Annotated in this window: 15 protein-coding genes and 1 riboswitch; of the genes, 8 read left to right on the top strand and 7 right to left on the bottom strand. The window is 39.8% G+C overall.

Annotated elements, in window-relative coordinates:
- Positions 1 to 21: 21 nt before the first annotated feature.
- The 3 genes from ACGF5R_RS02460 to ACGF5R_RS02450 all read left to right on the top strand — a co-directional run bounded on the left by ACGF5R_RS02460 (position 22) and on the right by ACGF5R_RS02450 (position 3814).
- Entirely contained in the window at positions 22 to 1167 is a 1146-nt protein-coding gene (locus ACGF5R_RS02460; protein ID WP_112879057.1) for a polysaccharide export protein, read from the top strand.
- Positions 1167 to 1595 (top strand): protein tyrosine phosphatase, encoded by a 429-nt coding sequence (locus ACGF5R_RS02455; RefSeq protein ID WP_112879068.1) that lies wholly within the window; start codon positions 1167 to 1169, stop codon positions 1593 to 1595. The genes ACGF5R_RS02460 and ACGF5R_RS02455 overlap by 1 nt, the downstream gene beginning before the upstream one ends.
- 71 nt (positions 1596 to 1666) lie before the next feature.
- A complete protein-coding gene (locus ACGF5R_RS02450) occupies positions 1667 to 3814 on the top strand; it encodes a polysaccharide biosynthesis tyrosine autokinase (RefSeq protein ID WP_112879058.1) in 2148 nt (715 codons plus the stop codon).
- Positions 3815 to 4142: 328 nt separating this feature from the next.
- Here ACGF5R_RS02450 and ACGF5R_RS02445 read toward each other — a convergent pair whose 3' ends face one another.
- Entirely contained in the window at positions 4143 to 5732 is a 1590-nt protein-coding gene (locus ACGF5R_RS02445) for an FGGY-family carbohydrate kinase (protein WP_112879059.1), read from the bottom strand.
- Positions 5733 to 6349: 617 nt separating this feature from the next.
- On the opposite strand from ACGF5R_RS02445, the gene ACGF5R_RS02440 reads away from it, so the two are divergent.
- The gene (locus ACGF5R_RS02440) at positions 6350 to 7717 is read left to right on the top strand and encodes a sodium:alanine symporter family protein (protein WP_112879060.1); all 1368 of its coding nucleotides are present in this window, start codon (positions 6350 to 6352) and stop codon (positions 7715 to 7717) included.
- Between the two features lie 45 nt (positions 7718 to 7762).
- Here ACGF5R_RS02440 and ACGF5R_RS02435 read toward each other — a convergent pair whose 3' ends face one another.
- Positions 7763 to 9247 (bottom strand): aldehyde dehydrogenase family protein, encoded by a 1485-nt coding sequence (locus ACGF5R_RS02435; RefSeq protein ID WP_387689613.1) that lies wholly within the window; start codon positions 9245 to 9247, stop codon positions 7763 to 7765.
- A gap of 808 nt (positions 9248 to 10055) precedes the next feature.
- Between ACGF5R_RS02435 and ACGF5R_RS02430 the strand changes: the two genes are divergently transcribed.
- The 3 genes from ACGF5R_RS02430 (at position 10056) to ACGF5R_RS02420 (ending at position 12433) form a co-directional block, all read left to right on the top strand.
- On the top strand, positions 10056 to 10346 hold the full coding sequence (locus tag ACGF5R_RS02430; RefSeq protein WP_158537794.1) for a hypothetical protein: 291 nt from the start codon (positions 10056 to 10058) through the stop codon (positions 10344 to 10346).
- A gap of 273 nt (positions 10347 to 10619) precedes the next feature.
- Complete coding sequence (locus tag ACGF5R_RS02425; protein ID WP_112879063.1) at positions 10620 to 10952, top strand: DUF6694 family lipoprotein; 333 nt, start codon at positions 10620 to 10622, stop codon at positions 10950 to 10952.
- A 164-nt stretch (positions 10953 to 11116) separates the two neighbouring features.
- Positions 11117 to 11288, top strand: a riboswitch (M-box (ykoK) riboswitch).
- A 74-nt stretch (positions 11289 to 11362) separates the two neighbouring features.
- The gene (locus ACGF5R_RS02420) at positions 11363 to 12433 is read left to right on the top strand and encodes a magnesium transporter (protein ID WP_112879064.1); all 1071 of its coding nucleotides are present in this window, start codon (positions 11363 to 11365) and stop codon (positions 12431 to 12433) included.
- A gap of 641 nt (positions 12434 to 13074) precedes the next feature.
- Here the strand turns inward: ACGF5R_RS02420 and ACGF5R_RS02415 are convergent.
- The 3 genes from ACGF5R_RS02415 to ACGF5R_RS02405 form a co-directional block, all read right to left on the bottom strand.
- Positions 13075 to 13740 carry a PAS domain-containing protein gene (locus tag ACGF5R_RS02415; protein ID WP_387689611.1) on the bottom strand — a complete coding sequence of 222 codons (666 nt, stop codon included), beginning with the start codon at positions 13738 to 13740 and terminating at the stop codon, positions 13075 to 13077.
- Between the two features lie 1245 nt (positions 13741 to 14985).
- Positions 14986 to 16341 (bottom strand): CDP-diacylglycerol--serine O-phosphatidyltransferase, encoded by a 1356-nt coding sequence (pssA, locus tag ACGF5R_RS02410; protein WP_167405287.1) that lies wholly within the window; start codon positions 16339 to 16341, stop codon positions 14986 to 14988.
- A 154-nt stretch (positions 16342 to 16495) separates the two neighbouring features.
- On the bottom strand, positions 16496 to 19138 hold the full coding sequence (locus ACGF5R_RS02405; protein ID WP_387689608.1) for a bifunctional acetate--CoA ligase family protein/GNAT family N-acetyltransferase: 2643 nt from the start codon (positions 19136 to 19138) through the stop codon (positions 16496 to 16498).
- A gap of 320 nt (positions 19139 to 19458) precedes the next feature.
- On the opposite strand from ACGF5R_RS02405, the gene ACGF5R_RS02400 reads away from it, so the two are divergent.
- On the top strand, positions 19459 to 20472 hold the full coding sequence (locus ACGF5R_RS02400) for a tRNA/rRNA methyltransferase (protein ID WP_387689605.1): 1014 nt from the start codon (positions 19459 to 19461) through the stop codon (positions 20470 to 20472).
- 47 nt (positions 20473 to 20519) lie between these two features.
- On the opposite strand, the gene emrB is transcribed toward ACGF5R_RS02400, so the two are convergent.
- The gene (gene emrB / locus ACGF5R_RS02395; RefSeq protein ID WP_112878056.1) at positions 20520 to 22064 is read right to left on the bottom strand and encodes a multidrug efflux MFS transporter permease subunit EmrB; all 1545 of its coding nucleotides are present in this window, start codon (positions 22062 to 22064) and stop codon (positions 20520 to 20522) included.
- A 14-nt stretch (positions 22065 to 22078) separates the two neighbouring features.
- On the bottom strand, positions 22079 to 23263 hold the full coding sequence (gene emrA, locus ACGF5R_RS02390) for a multidrug efflux MFS transporter periplasmic adaptor subunit EmrA (RefSeq protein ID WP_112878057.1): 1185 nt from the start codon (positions 23261 to 23263) through the stop codon (positions 22079 to 22081).
- Positions 23264 to 23374: the final 111 nt, after the last annotated feature.

The following is a 23374-nucleotide window of genomic DNA, read 5'->3' as shown; positions in this document are numbered from 1 at the left end:
TTTTTTAAGGATAAATTTCTGATGAATATTAAGGAATTAATTATAGTTCTGGCATTGTCCGGTTCTATGCTATTAGGTGGTTGTACTGTTATACCTGGGAGTGGCCTTACTGTTTATAATAAAGAAATAATCAATGATGATGATAGTAACTATGATATTAATAATTTGGTAAATGTTTATCCGGTAACACCAAAATTAATTGAAAATTTACGAGTGAATTCTGCTATTGCGCGTCCTAATCCTGAATTAGATAAAGAATTACAACAGTATGAATACCGTATTGGTGTGGGGGATGTCATTATGGTTACTGTTTGGGATCATCCTGAATTGACAATACCGGCAGGACAATATCGTAGTGCTAGTGATACGGGTAACTGGGTGCATTCTGATGGGACGATTTTTTATCCCTATGTTGGTAAACTTCATGTGAAAGGAAAAACGGTCACTCAGGTGCGTACGATGATTACTGATAAGTTATCGAAGTACATCGAATCACCTCAAGTTGATGTCAATATTGCTGCTTTTCGTTCACAAAAAGCCTATGTAACAGGTGAAGTTGCCAGGTCTGCTCAACAACCTATCACTAACGTTCCTTTAACCATTATTGATGCGATTAACCATGCTGGCGGCTTAACCGAAAATGCTGACTGGAGGAGGATCATTTTGACTCATAAGGGAAAAGAAACGATTATTTCTCTTCAAGATTTGATGCAAAATGGTGATCTGAAGCAAAATCGTCTGCTCTATTCTGGCGATATCTTATACATTCCTCGTAATGATGATTTGAAAGTGTTTGTTATGGGGGAAGTCAGAAAACAAACCACTCTACGTATGGATCGCAGTGGAATGACTTTGACCGAAGCATTGGGTAATGCTGAAGGTATAGATCAATTATCAAGTGATGCTAATGGCATCTTTGTTATCCGTTCTTTGCGTAATGTACCTGATAATAAGGGGAAAATAGCCAATATTTATCAGCTCAATGCTAAGGATGCGACGGCGTTAGTCCTGGGAACTGAGTTTAATTTGCAACCTTATGATATTGTCTATGTTACCAGTGCGCCAGTCGTTCGCTGGAATCGGGTTATTAATCAGTTGGTGCCAACGATATCAAGCATTAATAGCCTGACTGAAACAACTAAATGGATTCGTAAGTGGCCGAATTAATGTTCAATTCTATTCTGATTGTTTGTGTGGGTAATATCTGTCGATCGCCAACAGGAGAGCGTTTATTGCGGCAGCTATTTCCTCAGAAAGAGATTTATTCTGCGGGAATATCGGCTTTAATTGGTAAACCTGCAAATGAATTCTCAAGTAGGGTTGCGGCTAGACATGGATTATCCTTAGAAGGGCATATAGCACGCCAACTAACCAGTGAATTATGCCAGAAGTCAAGTTTGATCTTGGTTATGGAAAAAAAACATATTGAGGCTGTAAATAGGATAAATCTAGGGGCAAGGGGGAAAACAATGCTTTTAGGTCATTGGTTAAATGAAATGGTGATCCCCGATCCTTATAAGTCTGATATCGAGGTTTATGAATATGTGTATCAGTTATTATTTAATAGTGCTAATAGTTGGTTAGGGAAATTATAACTTATAAGTATTTTTATATTATGGGTTTGCTGTTCTTCATTACTTATCAATAAAGTAATTATAGGCTTTTTATGACTACATCAGATAAATCAAGTCACACTCATACGGATAGTGATGAAATTGATTTAGGCCGTCTTCTTAGTGCCTTATTCGATTATCGCTGGGTGATTGGTGGAATTACCCTATTGTTCACCGTTATTGGCCTTTGTTATTCCTTGATTGTAACTCCGATATACAAGGCAAATGCTTTATTGCAGGTTGAAAAGAGAAGTAGTGCATTGCCTTTAATTGGCGACATGTCGGATATGTTTTCTGGGAAACCGTCAGATATATCGGCAGAATTGGAGTTATTAACTTCCCGAATGATATTAGGAAAGACAGTAAAGGATCTAAATTTGGATGTTCAGGTTACAGCGGATTATTTTCCTGTGATAGGTAAGGGCATTGCCCGTCTTCGTGGTATGCCAAAGCCTGATATTGTTATTAAACATTTTACAATATCACCTGAATATATTAATAAAGGGATAAAAATATATGTTGACGATGCAGAAAATTATCGGTTGTTTTTTGACGATCAGGTTTTTCACGGGCAAGTAAACAAAGTATTTGATATCGATGGCATAAATTTGCTTATCTCAAATATTTCAGCTGCTCCAGGGCAAAGTTTCACGTTGGTTAAACGGGGAAAATTGGGTGTTATTCGCGGGCTGCAACAGGCTTTGCGGGTAAAAGAAAAAGGTAATAATACCGGTATTATCTTGCTTGAAATAGAAGGTGATGATCGTGCAAGAATAAAATTGATACTGGATAGTATTGGTAAAAATTACTTGCAACAAAATGTGACAAGAAAGGCGGAAGAGGCTGAAAGTAGCCTTAATTTCTTAAAAAATCATTTGCCTAAAGTTAAAATTGAGCTTAATCGTTCTGAAGAGTTGCTTAATCAATATCGTCAAGCGAATGAATCTATCGATTTATCACTTGAAGCAAAATCGGCTCTGGAGACATTGGTCCAAATTGAGAAACAGATTAATGAATTGACTTTCAAAGAAGCTGAATTACAGCAGTTGTATACCAAACAACATCCCGCTTATGTTGCGTTGCTTGATAAACGTAAGACTTTGGTTGATACCAAAAAGGAGCTGAATCAATCAATCAAACGGTTACCTAAAACACAGCAGGAAATTTTACGTTTGGCCAGAGATGTTCAAGTTGACCAAGAAATTTATGTGCAGTTACTCAATAAACAGCAAGAGTTGAATATCGTGAAAGCGGGGACGGTTGGTAATGTGCGTATTATCGATGAAGCTATTGTAGAAAGTTCAGCGGTAAAACCGAAGAAGTCATTGATTATTGCATCGATGATGGTATTGGGATTTATATTGTCTGCTGGGTTGATTTGCATACGAGTCATGTTTCGTAAAGGAATCGAAAGCCCCGAACAATTGGAAGAAATAGGTGTTTCCGTTTACGCTACTATTCCACTATCTGAGACTCAGATCAAACTTGATCAACAACAGAAAAAGCAAACTCATCGTCAGAAATTGCGGTTATTAGCTATTCAAGATCCCACTGATTTAGCTATTGAAGCATTGCGTAGCCTTAGAACAACCTTGCATTTTTCAATGATGGAATCTGCAAACAAAATTATTCTTCTTTCAGGTTCTGCTCCTGAATTAGGAAAGTCTTTTATTTCAGTAAATCTTGCCGCTGTATTGGCATTAAGTAATAAACGCGTGCTTTTAATCGATGCAGATATGAGAAGAGGTCGTTTACATAAAATCTTGGAAAGTCCTCAATCTATGGGGCTTTCTGAATATTTGTCTGGTCAACATCAGTTAAAAGGGATTATTACCAGAACGTATCTTACTGAGCTTGATTTTGTCAATCGAGGTGCTATTCCGCCAAACCCGTCAGAATTACTTATGAATAATAGATTTAAAGAATTATTATCTTGGGCAGAAGAGCATTATGATTATGTCTTGGTAGATACTCCTCCTATTTTGGCTGTAACTGATGCTGCGATTATTGGGAGATATGCAGGAACGTCATTGTTAATTGCACGTTATCATAAAACAAGGGTTAAAGAAGTTAATGTTACTATTCGCCGATTTAGGCAAAATGGCATTCATATTAAAGGTGTGTTGCTAAACGCGGTAGAGAAGAAGTCTGGTCTCTATTATGATTCTAGCGGATATTATCAATACAGTTATAAGGTATAAGGATTGATCGCCTTTTCTCCGGCTTATGAGGCCGGGGAAATTTTATCAATGAGTTCTTATTTTCTTTCATATGTTTCTTAATAGTGAGTCAGTTCGTTTAATTTAAGAGAACGTGGATCATTTTTCCTTCCATTCTGAAAGCATGGCTATGGTAAAACCCAGAGACTTTTCCTCCGGTTACTTTATGGCTTTATAGTTGTAGAATGTCATTATAAAATGTATTTTAAATGTAATGCTCCCGGGGATTTACTCCCTTGCCGTCGCGATTCATCTTGAAATCCATAGGGTATATAGATGGATTATTAACGTTAAGATTATTAACGTTAAGCTAATTACCGGTTTGCATGATTTCGTTATATCGCTGTTGATCTCGGTACATTTGTAGATAGACCTGATATTTGGCTTGATGAAATAAAAATGTCTCTTTTTCCGGTTTGATAATGTTGCCGTCACGTACCATCGATTTTGCTGCTTGAGAGAAGTTTGCAAAGGAACCGCAAGCAACGGCACCAAGCAAAGCAGAGCCAAGATTGACAGCATCCTCTTCCTGAGTGAGATGGATTTCGCGCCCAGTGGCATTGGCATATTCACGTAACCATAGAGGGTTTTTGGTTGCACCACCACACATAACCAGCCTGTTTATCTGGTGTCCTGCTTCGACTAATGCATCAATAATATGGCGGGTACCATAAGCGATAGATTGCAGTGTTGCCAAGTAATGACGGGCCAGATCATCACGACCATTTTCCAGCGTCAGCCCGCTTACCATTCCCTTGGCATTAGGGTTTGCCCTTGGTGAACGGTTGCCATGATGGTCACTTAAAATATGAAGCTGTGTGGTCGGGTATATTTCTTGTTTTTCTAACTGTGCAACTGCTTCATTCAGTAGCCGGTAGTAATGATGACCAGATTCCTCGGCTTCGGCTTCCAGCTCTAGCCAGCTATTGTGTTGACGAATTGACCATTCAACTAATGCACCGGCGGCGCTTTGTCCACCTTCGTTGAGCCAGTAACCGGGTAGCATTGCGCCGAAATAGGGCCCCCAAACCCCCGGAACCATGACAGGATAAGGACTGACAATCATGTGGCAGTTTGAGGTACCGCTGATAATAACCAGGCTGCCCTCTGGATAGGCGCCAGCCAGTGCCAATCCGCCAGCATGAGCATCAATAATACCACCGGCGACGATGATTCCTGTGTGCAGCCCAAAATCTTTAGCCGCTTCAGCAGTCAGGTAACCTGCTTTTTCGCCAAGTTCAATGATGGTAGACGGAACTTTATTTGTTAAATCTTCTAACCCTACATCATAGAGTAGTTTTTCGCTGAACTGTTTTTGATGAGCTAGATAGTTCCATTTGCAAGTGAACGTGCAGATACTGGCTACATCAGCGGCAGTTGCTTTCCACACCAGAAAATCAGCTAAATCAAAGAAACGCCATATATCCTGATAACGTTGAGGAAAGTGGTTTTTTAACCATAAGATTTTCGGTAGTTCCATTTCAGGGCTGATTTCACCACCTACATAGCAGAGTGCAGGGTCATTGGTTTGATTTATCGTGATGGCTTCCTTGATGGCACGATGATCCATCCACATGATGATATCGTGTTCAGGATTGCCATTTTCGGCCACAGAAAGAGAGCGTCCTTCTGCTGCTACCGCGACGAGTGAACAGGTGGCATCGAAGCCGATTGATTTAACATCAATAGGATTAATATTTGCCAGTGCAACAGCTTCTCTTACTGTCGCACATACTTGCGCCCAGATGTCAGTAGAAGATTGTTCAACAAAATCAGCTTTTGGATGAAATTGCTGGATAGGGCGAGCGGAGAATGCATGCCGTTTACCGTATTGGTCAAAAACCGCAGTACGGACACTGGCGGAGCCAACATCAACACCAATGAAATATTGTTGTTCCATTATGAGGTTCTCTCCTTACTCATTAACCCAGGCTGATAAAATGAGTTGAGTGGAACAATAAAACAATGAGGTTATTCAATTATTGTGAGGCGGCTCGAAAAAGATTCGGTGGTTTTATGACAATAGAAAAATATCACATATATTTTCTATTGTTCTTTTGGCTGATGTAATAAATACATTTCGGATAGTGGTTTGTTTAAAAGGAAAAACATGATAGGTAGAGCGAGCAAGATATTCTCATAAAAATCGCTGATAATTTATACTCAATGATTTATTTCTTAAAAAATTGCTTTTAAAAATAATATTAATCAGTTCATTAATTGATAAAAAACGGAGTATAAAGAATAATGTTTTGTTTTGATTAGTTTAAGTAATTAAATATTCTAGTAAGTTATTTTGATTAAGGGAACGGTTTATACCTAAATATTTTTTAATGTATTGGGCGTGATAAATTTTTGAACATTCTAATCTTAAAATTCTATCAAGTGATATCACTCACAAGTATCAAATCTTTTTCCATTTTTACGAAATTTTTTCTCGCATATTTTCTATAAATATTCTTTATTAAGTTGCTGCGAATATGTTGTTATTTTGTTATGAAACATCCGAGGGAATATATGGGATTAATCACAGAATGGCTGAGTGCTATTAACGGGGTAGTATTGGGAGTACCGATGATGGTCGGTCTTTTGGGGGTTGGGTTGTTCATGCAGCTCCGCCTCTCTTTTCTGCCTATACGTAAATTGGGAACGGGTTTTAAATTACTATTTGAGCGTAATCATCAGCGGGGAGAAGGGCAGATATCGCCATTTAACGCACTGATGACTGCGCTTTCTGCCACCATAGGAACGGGTAATATCGCTGGCGTGGCTACCGCAGTTGTATTGGGTGGGCCAGGTGCACTGTTTTGGATGTGGATAACTGCATTAGTGGGCATGGCAACCAAATATTCAGAGGCGGTACTGGCAGTCCGTTTCCGTGAGGTTGACAAAAACGGTCACTATGTTGGTGGCCCCATGTATTACATAAAAAACGGTTTAGGTAAAAAGTGGGCTTGGTTGGGGACGTTGTTTGCGGTATTTGGCAGTATTGCTTGTTTCGGTATCGGTAATACCGTACAGGCGAATTCTGTTGCTGATGTGCTGCAAAGTAACTTTGGCGTTTCTACCATGGTAACGGCCATCGTATTGGCAATTCTAGTTGGTGCAGTGCTTATTGGGGGTATTAAACGTATTGCTGATGTAGCAGGTAAATTAGTGCCATTTATGACGATTGCCTATCTTGCTGCCGGGATTATTGTTCTGGGGATGAATTTCAGTGAAATTCCCGCTGCATTTGTTCTGATTGTTAAATCTGCATTTACACCTGTTGCGGCACAAGGTGGCTTTGCGGGCGCAGCAGTGTGGGCGGCAATTCGTTTTGGTGTAGCTCGTGGCATTTTCTCTAATGAAGCGGGATTGGGAAGTGCGCCGATTGCTCATGCAACAGCTAAAACTCAAAACCCGATTCGCCAGGGGTTGATCGCTATGCTAGGTACTTTCATCGATACTATTATTGTTTGTTCTATCACTGGTTTAACTATCGTCATTACTGGTGGTTGGTTGAACGGTCAGACAGGTGCGACATTGACAGCGACTTCTTTCGCTATGGCGATTCCTGGTGGCAACTATATTGTTGTGGGCGCTCTGGTAATATTTGCCTTTACCACAATTCTTGGCTGGAGTTTCTACGGTGAAAAATGTACTCAGTATCTATTTGGGCAAAAAGCCATTACGCCTTTCCGTGTAGTATGGATTATTGCTTTGATGGTAGGTGCTACTCAGTCATTGGATTTTGTCTGGTTATTGGCGGATACATTGAATGCGATGATGGCAATACCGAACCTGATTGCATTAGCATTGTTAAGCCCAGTTGTTTATCGGCTGACGAAAGAACATATTAACGATGTGAATGCAGATGGTGTTGATATTAAAGAAAAAATTTGAATAAAAGCCTTCCGTTTGGAAGGCTTTTCTCATCACTGATTGAGATTATTCTTCATTGGTTTTGATATAGATGTTTTTGACCTGAGTGTAAGCATCCAACATCATTTTGTGTGTTTCTCTGCCAATGCCTGATTTTTTGTAGCCACCAAATGGGGCGTGAGCTGGCAGTTCATGGTAAGTGTTAATCCACATACGGCCGGTTCTGACAGCTTTAGCTACGCGTAGTGCTCGGTCGATATCCTGTGTCCAGACAGCACCAGCCAGGCCATAATCAGAATCATTTGCCATTCTGATGACGTCTTCTTCTTCGCTGAATGGAATCACTGTCAATACAGGGCCAAAAATCTCTTCGCGCGCGACTCGCATGTCATTAGTGACATCGGTAATGATGGTTGGTTGGATAAAGAAACCATCGTCATAACCTTTTCCAGTGATGCGTTTACCACCCGTGAAAATGGTTGCACCCTCTTTTTTCGCAATTTCCACGTATCCGAGAATTTTTTCCATTTGTTCCTGGCTGACTTGGCTTCCCATCTGAGTTTCTTTTTCCAATGGATCACCAACCTGGATGGATTCGAATTCTGCTTTCAGCGATTTGAGGAATTCATCATGAATATCTTTATGCAGGAACAACCGGGAGCCTGATTCACACGCTTGACCCTGATTCAGCAAAATAGCTTTGGCCGCATATTTTACTGCTTTTTTCATATTGGCATCAGGGAAGATAATATTGGCTGATTTACCACCAAGCTCCAGTGTTGCAGGGATCAGCTTTTTGGCCGCGGCTTCGGCCACGGTATAACCTACTCTGGTGGAGCCAGTGAATGCCACTTTTTCGACATCTTCATGATCCAGAATGGCTTGACCAACGACTGAACCACGACCTGTAACAATGTTAACCACCCCGGCTGGCAGGACTTTATCCAATATTCGGCCCAATTCAAGCAGAGTGATTGATGTCAGTGTTGCCGGGTTAATAACAATGGTATTGCCCGCTGCAAGAGCAGGAGCCAGTTTCCATGCTGCCATCAGTAGTGGGAAATTCCAGGGAATTACCTGTCCGACAACCCCAATGGGTTCACGGATCACCAAGCTAAGTGTATTGGTATCCAGAACTGAAGCTTCATCGGTATGGGAACGGATCACACCCGCAAAATAGCGGAACTGGTCAATGCTGGCTGGTAGATCCATATTCAGGGATTCATGTAATGGTTTGCCAGTATCCAGTGATTCAAGGATGGCAAAACGTTCTTGTTCTGCTTCTAGTAAGTCAGCAATTTTCAGCAAAGCTGATTGTCTTTCGATTGCGGAGGTTTGACTCCAGGCGTGGAAGGCTTTTTTTGCAGCGCTGACAGCAAGATCGACATCTTCAGCATTACCGGATGCATATTCAGCCAGTAGTTCTCCTGTCGCCGGGTTATAACTTTTGGTCGTTGCTTTGGATACACTATCTACCCATTGCCCACCAATAAGCATTTTGTAGGATTCAACGGGCAACATCGATTTCTCAATATCATGTAATCGTTTCATTAACATACTCCGAGTACTTTGGTTTAAGAATAGTTACATCAAGAATCTATTTCGTTGGATTATTTTATTTTTGTTAGTAAAGAGCGAATGATTCCTCACAGCTCATCTATACCCGTTATCTTTCAAGTTGCCTCTTTGTTGGCTGCACTCGCTCACCCCGGTCACATAGTTTGCTATGCTCCCGGGGATTCACTCCCTTGCCGTCTCGATGCATCTTGAAATCCATAGGGTATATACCCGTCATCTTTCAAGTTGCCTCTTTGTTGGCTGCACTCGCTCACCCCGGTCACATAGTTTGCTGTGCTCCCGGGGATTCACTCCCTTGCCGTCTCGATGCATCTTGAAATCCATTGGGTATAGTTTCATTATGTGAATATATTTGTGTTTTATATTTATTACTTAACCGAATTTATCTTGTCATGTTTTATATTTTTTTTGACATCAACTATAGTAGATTACAAAATAATAGATGTCTATTAGCATGTTATATAAAATATTAGGTATATTAACGAACGGAAATTATAAGCAAAGGGTGCGATTAAATATCCGTTGGAATATACCAACGGATTGAAAGGCAATATTATTTTGCTGTAACCTAGAATACCCCGTTACCATCAAGGGAGGTAAAAGTTTTATGCAGGTATAGGCTGTCAGCTTGTGGATCGATATCTTCAAATAATTTCGGATGCAGGAATTTAGCAAAGATAACCGGGATACTCGCTTTTTCGACGCTAAATTAACCTTCCGGCCAGCAACGTCCTTGACTGTAATGACTTTTGCTTGCGTAAAGACAGGCAGTAATATCAATATGGCAGTCAGAATATATTTTGCAGTGCAGTGGATGATTGCCATTATTTCTCCTTTATTTTCGGTGCTGGTTTTTAAATGGTTAAGCGAGGCGATAAACGCAAGTATGATCTCATCTAATTGTGATGGTTCCAACTACATTATTGGTCTGAATATCGGCAGTTACTGTGGTCGTATCTGGATCTGTCATGTTGTCGGTTGGTCGGGTGTTTTAAGCATTTGGTCGATTTGGCAGAAAGTCGTTTTTTATGTTGTTGAAGAAATAACAAATGATCGTATTTTGGCATCGTAGCTGCTAACCATAAAGATAATTATTCTGGAATAACATGATGAGAAATTTCATTTTATTTGCTATTTTTTATCAATTTGGCTAATTATATACCCTATGGATTTCAAGATGCATCGAGACGGCAAGGGAGTGAATCCCCGGGAGCATAGCAAACTATGTGACCGGGGTGAGCGAGTGCAGCCAACAAAGAGGCAACTTGAAAGATAATGGGTATAAACGGTTTATTGTTTCTGCTTCTGTTATTATTCCCTTGTCTAATATTCTGTGGGGATGAATATGAAAAGATTGTTAGTAATTTGTTTGTTAGGATGCGTATTAGCTGGCTGTGATAGCCAACCTAAAATGGATGCTTCTAATGAAATCGCGTTGAAAGCATCCATTGAAAAAGTAAGAGATAGGCTACCAGATGATAAAAAAGTGAAGTTTGATGAATCAATTCAATCGGCTATGTTTAATAGTATCGATTTTAATGATTTGGTTAAATCAGGTTCTAATAGTGACATGAAAGAATCGAAACAAAAGTTTTATAAATTGCTGGATGGTAAAACGGCTGACCAATTGATTGCTGAAGTTGAAAAAATTGAGTCTAAGAGATCAAAAAATGAATAACTCCTTCATAGGATTATTCTTATTAAACGGCAAGGGGTGGAAATTTATGCCGTTTTTTTATTATCATCATAAACTTAAATGAAACTTAAATGAAAATTAAACAAACTAACTTTCAATTTTGAGTTATTACGACTTTTGTTTACAATGTGCGCCGCATTCTAAGTGCAGTATCTCGTTAGGCGAGGCTCCTATACAAACACAGGTTGCTGATCTGACGACGTCGAGAGACGCCCAAGATTAGGACAGGATATATCGAACCAAGGTATATCCCCATGTAACTTTCTGATAATTCAGGATACGTTGTATAGTGCTAAAACCGAGACGTAGAGATAGTCGTTGTATTCTCTCATCTGGTTTCGCCCCTATGTGAGTGCTGTTTGAAGTTCACAACAGTAATAGGGACCAACATCATGAAAATCACATCCCATGAAAAAATGGATGCATTAGCGATTGCTAATCATTCTATTAATGAAATAAATGCTGATCAGCAGCGGAAACATCGATTGAAAAATGAAGAGACAACGGTCAGCGCATATATGAGCCAATGTTTCATTTCTGTATCTGTTGCTGATTCTGTTTTGTCGGTAAAAAGTCATTTGATTGATCAGCTTGAAGGTGAGCAGATCCCAACTTACTTATATGTTATTGATGCTGAAGGCTATCTTAATGGCATATTACCGGTGAAAGTGTTATTAACTGTAGCCGATGATTTATTTGTGTCAGATATTATGAGGCAAAGCTATTTTTCCGTATCACCGGAACAGTCGCGTCATGATGTTTATAATTTGATAAATCACAGTGGTATGGATAGTGTCCCGGTTACTCATTTTGGCAAATTGGTTGGGGTACTACGATCGCAGGATATTGCTGAGTTGGTTGAAGATGAAAATACGTTGGATGCTCATTTGCAGGGGGCAACTTTACCTCTGGAGCAGCCTTATCTTAGTACCAGCCCAATAACATTATGGCGTAAGCGTGTCGGGTGGTTATTATTGCTATTCGTTGCAGAAGCTTATACCGGTGCTGTGCTTAAAGCATTTGAAGATCAATTGGAAGCGGTAATTTCTCTCGCATTTTTCATTCCGTTATTAATAGGAACGGGGGGCAACAGCGGGACGCAAATTACCTCAACTTTGGTCAGAGCAATGGCATTGGGGGAAGTGAGTTTGCGTAATCTATGGGCTGTGTTACGTAAAGAGATTTCCACTTCATTTTTAGTTGCAATAACGATAGGTTTTGCCGCGCTTATCCGTGCCTGGGTATTAGGTGTCGGTATTGAAGTGACGATTGCTGTTAGTTTGGCCATCATTGCAATCACCCTCTGGAGTGCCATTGTTTCTTCCATTATTCCAATGGTATTGAAAAGGCTATCTATTGATCCGGCTGTTGTATCTGCTCCTTTTATTGCCACGTTTATTGATGGTACAGGGCTGATTATCTATTTCGAAATAGCGAAATTAGTGATGACAGAACTCGTTTAAAATTACCAATAAGATGCCCATATTTATTGGGTATCTTATTGATTTAAAAATATTTTTATCTGTGTTTTTATCTGTAATGGTAATTAAAAATTCTTGGTTTTCTGTTTATATTGTTAGATGAAAGAATTTTTTTAATATCTTTTTATTAGGGGTGTAAATAGGATTTTATTTAAATTAACTTAATGTTTTTATATATTTAATGTTGGGTTTAATTATCAGTCAATATAAATAAAATGAACGGATTTAATATGGTAAAATATATATTTAAAATGATTTGGTTAAATAAATTGAGTTATTTTCTGTTTTAATGAATTGATTTATTTAATTTGTAATTAATCGATATTATTTCGATATGTTTTCAAATGGTTTATTTTTAATTTAAAATTTACCTGTGGTGATAAAATAGGTGTTTTTGTTATATTGAATATGCTTGAGGTTTTAATAAAATTCTATTTTACCCCAGGCATAATCAGTGACGCGCGTTATATACCCGTTATCTTTCAAGTTGCCTCTTTGTTGGCTGCACTCGCTCACCCCGGTCACATAGTTTGCTATGCTCCCGGGGATTCACTCCCTTGCCGTCGCGATGCATCTTGAAATCAATAGGGTATAAGGCTAACTTCGTCCGTAAAAGAAGCCCTTTAAGTTAATAAAAATTTCTCAGGTATATAGTGATAAAGATTATTGACTCGACAATATTCTTCTAATTGAAGAGTGGAGTTAATATTTATTTTATGATATATCCTAGCCGTATGGTTTTCAATTACACTATAATCAAGATTCAATATTATTCCAATTTGATTTATTGTGTATTTCTGTAAGAAAAGGAAAATAATATCCGATTCACGCTCAGTAAAAAGATCTGTCGGTGGTTGGAGTAAAATGGATGAGGGAAGTTTATTATGATATTGATACAGACAGGTTAATGAATAGTCCTTCGCCTTCCAGCAATGATATATAATGCCTATACAACTTCCATCTTCGTGATAAAAAGGCATCTTTTCACAGAAATAAGATAATAGAATTTGCTCTTTACCAAATACATGTGTTTCAAGTGAGCATATATTTTGCCCTTTTTTCATTACTTTTTGATCATGATGAATATATTCCTTTGCAAATTCAGCGCCGCCCCAAGGGAGTTCATGATCATAAAGCCCACTGTAATCAAATGATTGTGAGAAATTTTTGATAGAACTTAATGCTTTATTACCATAAATAAAACATGAAGAACTATCTTTTATTCCCCAAGGTTCATTACTTATTTCCATTGTATTGATAATCTGAGGCGATATCGTACAGTTCTTCATAAAATCTCCTTCATAATTTGAAGATTAAATAAACATTCTACTTTTGGATTCCCTCGTGTTTTCTGGGATAATATAGCAATAAAATTGACTTTTTTCATAAGAATTTTCTAGTTTTTTACTGTTTTAAGCAGACCGAATTGTTGTTTATTATTTAATTCAGATCCATTCCAAGGAAGTTCATGATTGTAAGACTTTCTCCGATTAAATAATTTTTCAATATTATGAGTAAATTATTTTGTTGCTAAATTATCGTAAATAAAATACGGATAACCATTCTTTACGCCCCACGGTTTGTGATTTTTTCCACATATTAATGAATTGTAGAGTGATATTTGATATAAAGTGCATTTTATGTTCTCAATGATATTTTATATAGTTAATAATATATTATTACGATATTATCGTTGTGGAATAATTTTTCCAGTTTATCAATTTATTTTTATCTAAATATTCAGCAGGCCATATTAAAAAACAGCGATGAAAAACAGATCCGCTAAATAATCTTCTATATTGAATATTTACCTGTTTTAATATGATTTTTTATTATAGGAAAATTAAGCGTAATGTTTAAATAGGACTAGTTACTTAATCATAACCTTAAATTTCCAGTATTTTAGATAAACCTGAGTATTTCATACGCGTTCCACTTACTTTATCTTCATTTTTATCTTTTACAATTATCGTATCATTTTCCCAGTCGCCAATTAGTTATTTTTCATTTATGATTTATGAATGTTCATTAATACTGGCTCTATTTTTAATTGAGAAAGCATCTGAAAATGAGGCGGTTTTGGGTGCTTATTTACTTAATCTATTCCGGGATTTTATCTGATGGCTATTCCCGTTAGAATTAGTGAATATATCAGTATCGAAAACAAGTTTCATTATTTTAGTCCTACTCATACTCGCTCTATAAATGAATGAAGTTTGGAAAAGGAATTATATATATTAAACTTTAAATCGGTATATGATTAATAAGATATTCCAAGCAGAGAAATAACATTTCAAAATAGAATATTTTAGGATTGTAATTCGATTAATTTTTTGTTAAAAATAGAGTGTTAACAGAATTGGTTGTTTTATATTTTTTTAATCTCTAAATCTAGATTTACGTACTTTTGAATATTACTATTATTTAAACAAAGTTGAGATTTATCAAATTAAAGTTCGATGGTAAAAATCTCCCGCGATTATTCAATATCAGGAGATTTGATTTAGAAAAGATAATTTGCTTTATCGATTCAATTACAGAATACGACTAATCAATTTGTCTACCCGGATGCGACGTAAGCGGCGGATAAGTTTACGTACTTTGACTGGGTAAAGCTGGATGCTGTCCAATTCCTGATAATCACTGACAACCGTAGTATAAGTACGGATACAGTGCAGTTCTTTTGTACGTTGCTCCTGCATTTCTTTATGAGGATCGTGGATAAGAATGGCATTTTCTAAATCGAGTCCCCAGGCACGAGGATTAAGATTATTTCCTGTAATCAATTGCCATTGATTGTCCACCCACACACCTTTTAGGTGGTAGCTATTATCACCATCTTTCCATAACCTGATAGTCAGTTGATTGTTGTCAACATAACGCTGTAGTCTACTGATGAAACGGCGCAGATTAATTTCATATAAATAGGGCAATGCACCGATAATTTTAAATGGTTCTTCCGGTGGAATATAAAAATCGTTGGCAGTTTTATCGCCAACAATAATTTCCACATGTTTACCTTTACGAAGTAGATGAACAATCCGTCGGACAATGATGGCTGGAAGATTAAAATACGGAGTGCAAATAATCAGCTTTTGTTCTGTGCTGGCGATCAGATGACTAATGGTTTTATTTAGTAGATTCTTCTTTCCCAGACCGGCAAGGGGAGTGACAGATAGTTCGTCATTCGTTGCCTGATTATTTATTTTATAGGTAGTGTGCCGCAGAGAAAAACGTAATTGACGGATCAAATTTTTAATTTCAGGAATACGAGGACGGTTTTTACAATCCAGTTTCTGTACGGCTCCTGTAGCGATAATGTAATTATCAACAAAGTGTTTCATTGCTTCTGCAAGTTTTGCATTGTGAAGCAAGTGGTAGCGATCATAACGATATTTATCATGTTGGTGGAGATAAACATCATTAATGCTTGCTCCGCTATAAACCACAGTATCGTCAAAGATAAAACCTTTTAAATGTAAAACACCTAGTGCTTCGCGGGTATTTACAGGTACACCTAGTACTGGAATTTTCACATCAGGATAAGCTTCTGCCATAGAACAATACCAATCGGCATTCGTTACCATTGCAGCCGCACCAATTCGTCCACGTTGTGCTCGATGCCAGTCAACGAGCACTTTAATGTCCAAGTCCGGGCGTTGTTGTTTAGCTGTATAAAGTGCATTAAGGATATCTTTCCCTGCATCATCATTTTCCAGATAGAGGGAGATGATATAAATATGTTTTTCAGCGTTAGCAATTTTTTCCAGCAGGGTGCTGCGGAACACTTCAGGTTGATAAAGTGTTTTAACATCAGCAACTGACTGAGGTAGCTTAGGCAGTTGTGCAAGGTGTTGTTGATGTTTAGCTTGTTTGAATTTAGACAACATCACAGTGCGCTTTTTCTCTTATGTTGGATGGCTATATGTAAAGCAATGAATCAAATGATCTGGCGATAATACCATTAGTCTGGCTAATTGTGAGCATGATTTAACGATCTAATGCCTAATGATTCAAGTCTGTGCGGTTCATCACGTAGTTGATTCAGAGTTCGAGGGATAAGTTTACAATGCTATCCTCAAATTGAACATCTATGGTAAATCCTAGTTTTTTAGCCAGTTTTATCATAGTACGGTTTTCTGGCATGGTGATGGCGTTGAGGCGGCTTATGCCATGTTCTCGTGTATAGTTAATCAGTTTTGTCATAAGTTGATATCCAAGGGTGATCCCTTTTAAGTCAGAACGCACTAGCACAGCAAATTCTGCTTCGACATTATCAGGGTCAGCTATGGCACGAGTAACCCCGATAATTTCTGGGGTCGTTTTAGGATGTCGTACGGCAACAAATGCCATTTCACGGTCGTAATCAATCTGAGTCATATTTGCCAGATCATCGTGTGTGAATTCGCTGATTTCACTAAAGTAGCGGTAATAGAGATCTTCTTTCGTAACCTGGCCGATAAAATCTTTCAGCAACGGTTCATCTTCTGGCAGAATCGGACGTAGCAGGCATTCTGCGCCCCCTTTGAGTTTTATAGTTTCTTCTAATTCGCTTGGATATGGACGGATAGCTAATCTAGTTCGTGGATCACCGTCTATCGAAGATAATTCCATTGAAACATCTAATAATGTGAATTCATCGCCAGAAGCCAGTAATGGATGAATATCTAGCCGTACAATTTGCGGGCAATCAAGTAACAAATTAGATACCTGAACTAACAGTCGGCTGAGTGCCAGTACGTCTAATGATTGAGGAGCTCCCCTGAGCTTAATTTTTCTACTTTTAATCGCCTGAATAACCAGATATCGCGCTAACGCCATATTAAGAGGCGGCAGCGCAACGGCTGCTTGTGTTTCCTGTGACCACTCAATACCTCCTTCACCTAACATAATCAGTGGGCCAAATACTTCATCTTGTTCGACCGCAATTCGTAGCTCTTGTGCACCAGCACGGTTTGCCATGCTCTGAACTAATAGTCCTTGAATTCTTGCGTGTGGGAAATTCTGATTGACACGTTCGATAATCGCTTGAGCAGAAGCCTTGACCTCATTTGCATTTCGCAAATAGAGCATCACTCCCTGAACTTCTGATTTATGCGGGATATCTGGCGAGCGTAATTTCAACGCAACAGGATAACCGATCTGTTGGGCAATATTGACTGCTTCATCACTGTTGTGAGCAATCCATGTTGGCAATGTATTGAGACCATAAGCCTCCAGAATAGGTTGAACTTCATGAGTATCCAGACGAGAATTTCCCTGTTCCAGAGCCTGTTGTATGCACTGATGGGCACGTGCTGTGTTAGCTGTGATGTTTGCTGGTAGTGCGGGTGTTTCTGTTAATTGTTTCTGATTGCGGCGATATTCAACCATGTGCATGAAAGCAGTAATCGCGCCTTCAGGGGTGCGATAAGTTGGAATACCTGCTTCGCTGAACAGACGGCGGGCTTCTTGTGAAGAATATTCACCGCACCAATTGGTAAAGAGAGTTAGCCATTTTCCCCGTGGGTGTTTACGGATTGTTTCAATGACTTTGGTTGCGGTTTGAATACCGGGAGCAATTGCGCTAGGAGAGTGAATAAGTAACAGAGCATCATGGTCGTGGCTATCTAGTAACGGTTTTAACGCAGCGATATAACGTTCCACCGTGGAGTCATCTTTTAAATCTAGCGGGTTATGTAGGGAGATAGTTTCTGGTAGTTGTGTTTTTAATGCCTTCGTTGTCTCTTCACCTAATATTGCGAGCTTACCGTTACGGCGGAATAACGCATCCAGTGCCATTGCGGCTGGAGCAGCACCATTGCTGACGATAAATAGCCGTTCTCCCCGTAAAGGTGACATATAGCTTAACGTTTCTACAGCAGAAAACATTTCATGTGTATCTTGCACGCGTAATAACCCTGCTCGCTGAATTGCTGCATCATAAGCCGCATCCAGATTTTGTTGTTCACCAAGTAATTTCTGTGCCCGCTTAGTACGGCCGCTTTTAACCACCAAAATAGGTTTATTGCGGGAAGCACTTCTAGATGCTGAAAGAAAGCGACGGGCATCATGAATATGCTCTAGATAGAGCAGGATAGCGCTGGTTTTACTGTCACGAGCCAGAAAATCAAGCAGATGATCAATATCGATATCTACACTGTCACCTAACGCTATAAAGTAGGAAAATCCGACTCCCCGGTGTTTTGCCCAATCAAGAATCGTATTTGAGACTGCCGCCGATTGAGAAATAAAGGCTAATTTCCCTTTGAGTATTGGAACCGGAGAAAAGCTGGCATTCAGCCCTTGCCAGGGGGCTAATATTCCTAAACTGTTTGGCCCAAGTAGTCGGATACTATAGCGCTGGCAGCACTGCTTTAGTTCAGCGAATTGGGACGTTGGTGAAGAAAGGATAATCACCGTTTTGCAACCTAACTGCCCCAGTTGTTCTAAACATTGCAAATTACGGTGGTGATGAGTACAAATAACAGCCAAATCTGGTGTGATCGGTAATTTATCTATTGAAGGGTAAGCTAAAACCCCTTGAACAGAACGGCTATTGGGTGTAATCGGTAGTATTGGTCCAGCAAAGCCTCCTGCAAGCAAGTTACGCATCATAACTGAACCCGCTCGTTCTGGTTTTTCTGAGGCACCAATTACAGCAATGGATTTAGGGCGTAATAAAGCTTCAAGTCCGCGCTGGCTCATCAGGAGGCTCCTTATTTGTGGTTAGTCGATAACTGTAGCGGATTTCGCAAATTGTTGCTGTGATTTACGCTATCGGATGCAGTTGCTGAGAAGCAATTAAATTGCCAGTTTGTTGCAAAATAGTACCAAGCTGTAGTTTGAATATCTTCGGTAGGGGCTGTTTCAATAGGTAGCTTGACTGTACCTTCCATGGCAAGTACAGCATGTCTCGCCGAGAGCAGGAAAATTAAGGGCGCATTTTAATGGATTATAGTTGTCAGAGGTAGCTTAAGATGCGCACATCAGGTAATCTTCGCGCCATAAAGCAGTTGGAGAAACGAATGAACGATTCATACAGTGGTAAAAATGGCAAAGTCAAAGTGATGTATGTCCGCAGTGAGGGCGATAATGACAGCCGCAATAATAAACGTCCATCTGGCAAAGGACGCGATCAAGGTCAGCGTCGTCGGGACAATGAGCGAACATCCCGTTCTCCGCGTGCCAATGAGCGTGAAAGATCGCTTTGGAAAACAGTGTCACGCCCTGAGAGTGATTCTGTAACGTCAGTGCATGGTGGTATCAGTGGGAAAAGCCAGATTGATCCTGAACAGCTCCGTCGTCAGCGAATGGAAGAAACTCGGATTTATGGCGAAAATGCTTGCCAGGCGATGTTTAAAAATCGTTCTGAAGCGATAGTTCGTGCATGGTTCGTTGAGTCAGTGACACCACGTTTCCGTAATGCGCTAAAATGGATGGCTGCTAACCGTAAAGCCTATCATGTTGTGGATGAGGCTGAACTGACAAAAGTGTCAGGTACTGAACATCATGGTGGTGTTTGTTTTCTGATTAAGAAACGCAACGGTTTGGATGCAGAGACCTACTTGAAAGATGCTCCAGTAAAAGATTGTGTTTTGGCTCTTGAAGATGTGGGTAATCCTCACAACCTTGGCGCAATTATGCGAAGTTGTGCACATTTCGGTGTACAAGGGGTGATTTTGCAAGATGTGGCCTTGCTGGAGTCGGGTGCGGCTATCCGTACAGCAGAAGGTGGTGCTGAGCATATTAAAGGTATTGATGCTGATAGCTTGAGCACTACACTGAATGACTTTCGTCAAGCGGGTTACACCATTGTAACGACATCCAGCCATAAGGGTAGTACCGATTTAGCGAAAGCTGAATTACCGGAAAAAATGGTTCTGGTACTTGGTCAAGAACGTGATGGTTTGAGTGACAGTGCTTGGAAACATGGTGATATGAGTTTGTTCGTTGGTGGTACGGGTTTGGTTGAAAGTCTGAACGTTTCTGTTGCAACTGGCATTCTGTTAGCTGAATGGTGGCGACAGAATAAAGCTTGATTAGGAAAAGCGGGAGCTGGAGTGCTCCCGGTTTTGCCATTTAAGATTTAGTGGGCTCCGCTCATGCCTTCTTTACTTCCTTGGGTAAATGGTGGCCTGGCTAGCCAGACGAGCATAATCAAAATCAGGAATACTCCGGCTGAAAGCCAAAAAATTTCATTCGCTGAGATTATGAGTCCTTGATGGGTAATTTCTTTTGCTAGATAAGCAGAAATTTGCTGGTTATTCATGCCTAATTCCGATAATTGTTGATAGATTCGTTGAGTATCGGGACTATAAGGATTGATATGCTCAGTAAAATGGGAATGATGTATTGACTCGCGTTGGGTCCACATGGTTGTCGTTAGTGATGTGCCTATTGAACCCGCCAGTGTTCGAATAAAATTCGATAAACTGGATGCAGATGCCACTCGCTCTGCTGGCAAGCCGGAAAGGGTAATGGTTGTGAGTGGCATAAAGAAACAGGCAATAGCAAACCCCTGGATAAACTGAGGCCATGCGACTGCGGCAAAATCCATGCCTGGTTCGAATGTATATGCACGCCAGTAATAACAGATGGCATAAACAACAAAACTGAATGTCACTATGTAGCGCATATCTGCTTTATTGCCGAATTTACCAATCAGTGGCGAAATTATTAGTGGCAACAATCCTACCGGTGCTGATGCAAGACCTGACCAGGTTGCTGTATAACCGAACACTTCCTGTAATAACTGAGGTAATAACACAATTGTGCCGAAATAGAGCATATAAGCTAAGCTCAAACAAAAGCAACCAATGGTAAAATTGCGCTCTTTAAACAGTGATAGGTCAATAATTGGGCTATTGTCGGTCAGTTCCCATACCACAAGAAATGCTAATGAGATGATTGCGATAACTGTCAAAACGATAATTTCTGTAGAATTAAACCAGTCCAGCTCTTTCCCCTGATCTAGCATAATTTGTAAACAACCAACGCCGACCACTAACAATATGAGTCCTATTGTGTCGATAGGTTTGATCTCTGTTTGGGTTTCACGCCCTTTCAGCGTTTGCATAGCAATCAGAATAATCGCTATACCAACAGGAACGTTGATAAAGAAAATCCATCCCCAATGGTAGTTATCACTGATGTAGCCACCCAAAATAGGGCCGAAAATTGGCGCGATGATAATCGTGATTGACCATAATGCCAGCGCCATATTTCCTTTCGCTGGTGGATAATTGTTCAGGAGTAGACTTTGTGAAAGGGGAATAAGAGGACCAGCAACTAATCCTTGAATAACCCGGAAGAAGATTAGCATACCAAGACTGTTGGAAATACCGCATAACCAAGAAGCTATGGAAAATAGAGCGGTTGACCAGATGAATAACTTAACTTCGCCGATGCGTTTTGCCAGCCATCCAGTAATCGGGATAGAAATCGCATTGGCAACGCCGAAAGAGGTAATTACCCAGATCCCTTGAGAATTTGATGATCCTAAATTACCTGAAATCGTGGGTATCGCTACGTTAGCAATGGTAGAATCTAACACTTGCATGAACGTTGCCAAGGATAACGCAATGGTCATCCATGCAAGTTTGGCACCTGTAAGCGGCTGTCGTCTCGTCACCTTGGCCTCCGGTATTATTTTCCAGCATTACTATTAGTAATGTCATTAACTATTTTATTGGCAGGGGACATATCTATTGTCAGAGCAGTGGTGTGATAAGCTGATTTAGTGCGTGTTCTATCAGACAGAACGGGTCCATCAGGATTCGTAGTATCTACTCTGACTTTAGTCGAGAGGCCGATGCGTAATGGGTATTTTTCTAGTTGCCCAGGATTAAGCTCAATGCGGACGGGTAAACGTTGTACAACCTTAATCCAATTACCACTGGCGTTCTGAGCGGGTAATAAAGAGAAAGCGCTGCCGGTACCCATATCAAGGCCAGTGACTTTGCCGCTAAATACTCTGTTTCCACCATAGAAATCGCTGGTGATTTCCACGGGTTGACCAATACGCATACCAGAAATTTGTGTCTCCTTGAAGTTGGCTTCAATCCACATATCGTTTGCCGAAATTATCGCCATCAGTGGAGTATTTTTATTGATTTGTGCACCAACTTGTACACTACGGCGTGAGACATAACCATCGATTGGGCTGACTATTTTTGTGCGTTGTAACGCCAGCCAGGCATTACGGACTTCCGTTGCAGCTTGTTCAATGGCAGGTTGCTTCTCTAAAGGTGTATCCAGGACAATTGCTTGATTAGCGTTGTATTGTTCAATTGCAATATCTAGAGCAGCTCGGGCGCTGGCGACAGCTTCCTGTGCATGTTGTAGCTCTTCTTTACCTATGACTTTTTGAGCGCTAAGTATTTCACGACGGCTAAGATCATTTTGAACTTTAGTTAATTCTGATCTGCGTAGAGCGATGTTAGCCTGATATTGTTTGCTGTTAACTATCTGTTGATGAGTCTGGCGAACGCTGTTAGCTAATGTTGTTTTTGCTTTTTCTAATGCTAATTCTGCATCACGGGGATCGAGTTGTACCAATATACTACCGCTTTTCACAAAGTCAGTATTATCAAAGTTAACTGTGATTACAGTGCCAGCAACTTGCGACATGATCTGAACTTGATTACCTGTAACATAGGCGTTATCTGTTTCTTGATGGTGGCGTGAAATGAGAAACCAATAGAAAAAGTAGGCAACACCGAGCAGGGTAAAAATAAGGGTTAGTAACACTAAGGCACGATTGCGTTGCCTTTTTTTGCTACTGGTTGGATCTTGTGCCGCTTGTACTTCTATTGCCTCATCTGCACTCATAGTAAATCCCCATGCTTATTGTTTATCTTCTAGTAATACTATTTTTAGATCACTTTCCAGTAGTGGTATAGCATCACTACTGGAAAGATGAATGACACAGGATCCAATGTT

It is taken from the genome of Photorhabdus sp. RM71S (assembly GCF_042879355.1).
Classification (GTDB): domain Bacteria; phylum Pseudomonadota; class Gammaproteobacteria; order Enterobacterales; family Enterobacteriaceae; genus Photorhabdus; species Photorhabdus kayaii.
Note: the sequence above shows the minus strand (reverse complement) of the source record. Positions and strands in the feature narration are given on the sequence as shown.

Coding starts and splice junctions, on each gene's coding strand:
- ACGF5R_RS02425 (WP_112879063.1), top strand. CDS start 10,620: ATGAAAAGATTGTTAGTAATTTGTTTGTTAGGATGCGTATTAGCTGGC.
- ACGF5R_RS02450 (WP_112879058.1), top strand. CDS start 1,667: ATGACTACATCAGATAAATCAAGTCACACTCATACGGATAGTGATGAA.
- ACGF5R_RS02415 (WP_387689611.1), bottom strand. CDS start 13,740: ATGAAGAACTGTACGATATCGCCTCAGATTATCAATACAATGGAAATA.
- ACGF5R_RS02455 (WP_112879068.1), top strand. CDS start 1,167: ATGTTCAATTCTATTCTGATTGTTTGTGTGGGTAATATCTGTCGATCG.
- ACGF5R_RS02445 (WP_112879059.1), bottom strand. CDS start 5,732: ATGGAACAACAATATTTCATTGGTGTTGATGTTGGCTCCGCCAGTGTC.
- ACGF5R_RS02430 (WP_158537794.1), top strand. CDS start 10,056: ATGGCAGTCAGAATATATTTTGCAGTGCAGTGGATGATTGCCATTATT.
- emrA (WP_112878057.1), bottom strand. CDS start 23,263: ATGAGTGCAGATGAGGCAATAGAAGTACAAGCGGCACAAGATCCAACC.
- ACGF5R_RS02400 (WP_387689605.1), top strand. CDS start 19,459: ATGAACGATTCATACAGTGGTAAAAATGGCAAAGTCAAAGTGATGTAT.
- ACGF5R_RS02440 (WP_112879060.1), top strand. CDS start 6,350: ATGGGATTAATCACAGAATGGCTGAGTGCTATTAACGGGGTAGTATTG.
- ACGF5R_RS02420 (WP_112879064.1), top strand. CDS start 11,363: ATGAAAATCACATCCCATGAAAAAATGGATGCATTAGCGATTGCTAAT.
- ACGF5R_RS02435 (WP_387689613.1), bottom strand. CDS start 9,247: ATGAAACGATTACATGATATTGAGAAATCGATGTTGCCCGTTGAATCC.
- pssA (WP_167405287.1), bottom strand. CDS start 16,341: ATGTTGTCTAAATTCAAACAAGCTAAACATCAACAACACCTTGCACAA.
- ACGF5R_RS02405 (WP_387689608.1), bottom strand. CDS start 19,138: ATGAGCCAGCGCGGACTTGAAGCTTTATTACGCCCTAAATCCATTGCT.
- ACGF5R_RS02460 (WP_112879057.1), top strand. CDS start 22: ATGAATATTAAGGAATTAATTATAGTTCTGGCATTGTCCGGTTCTATG.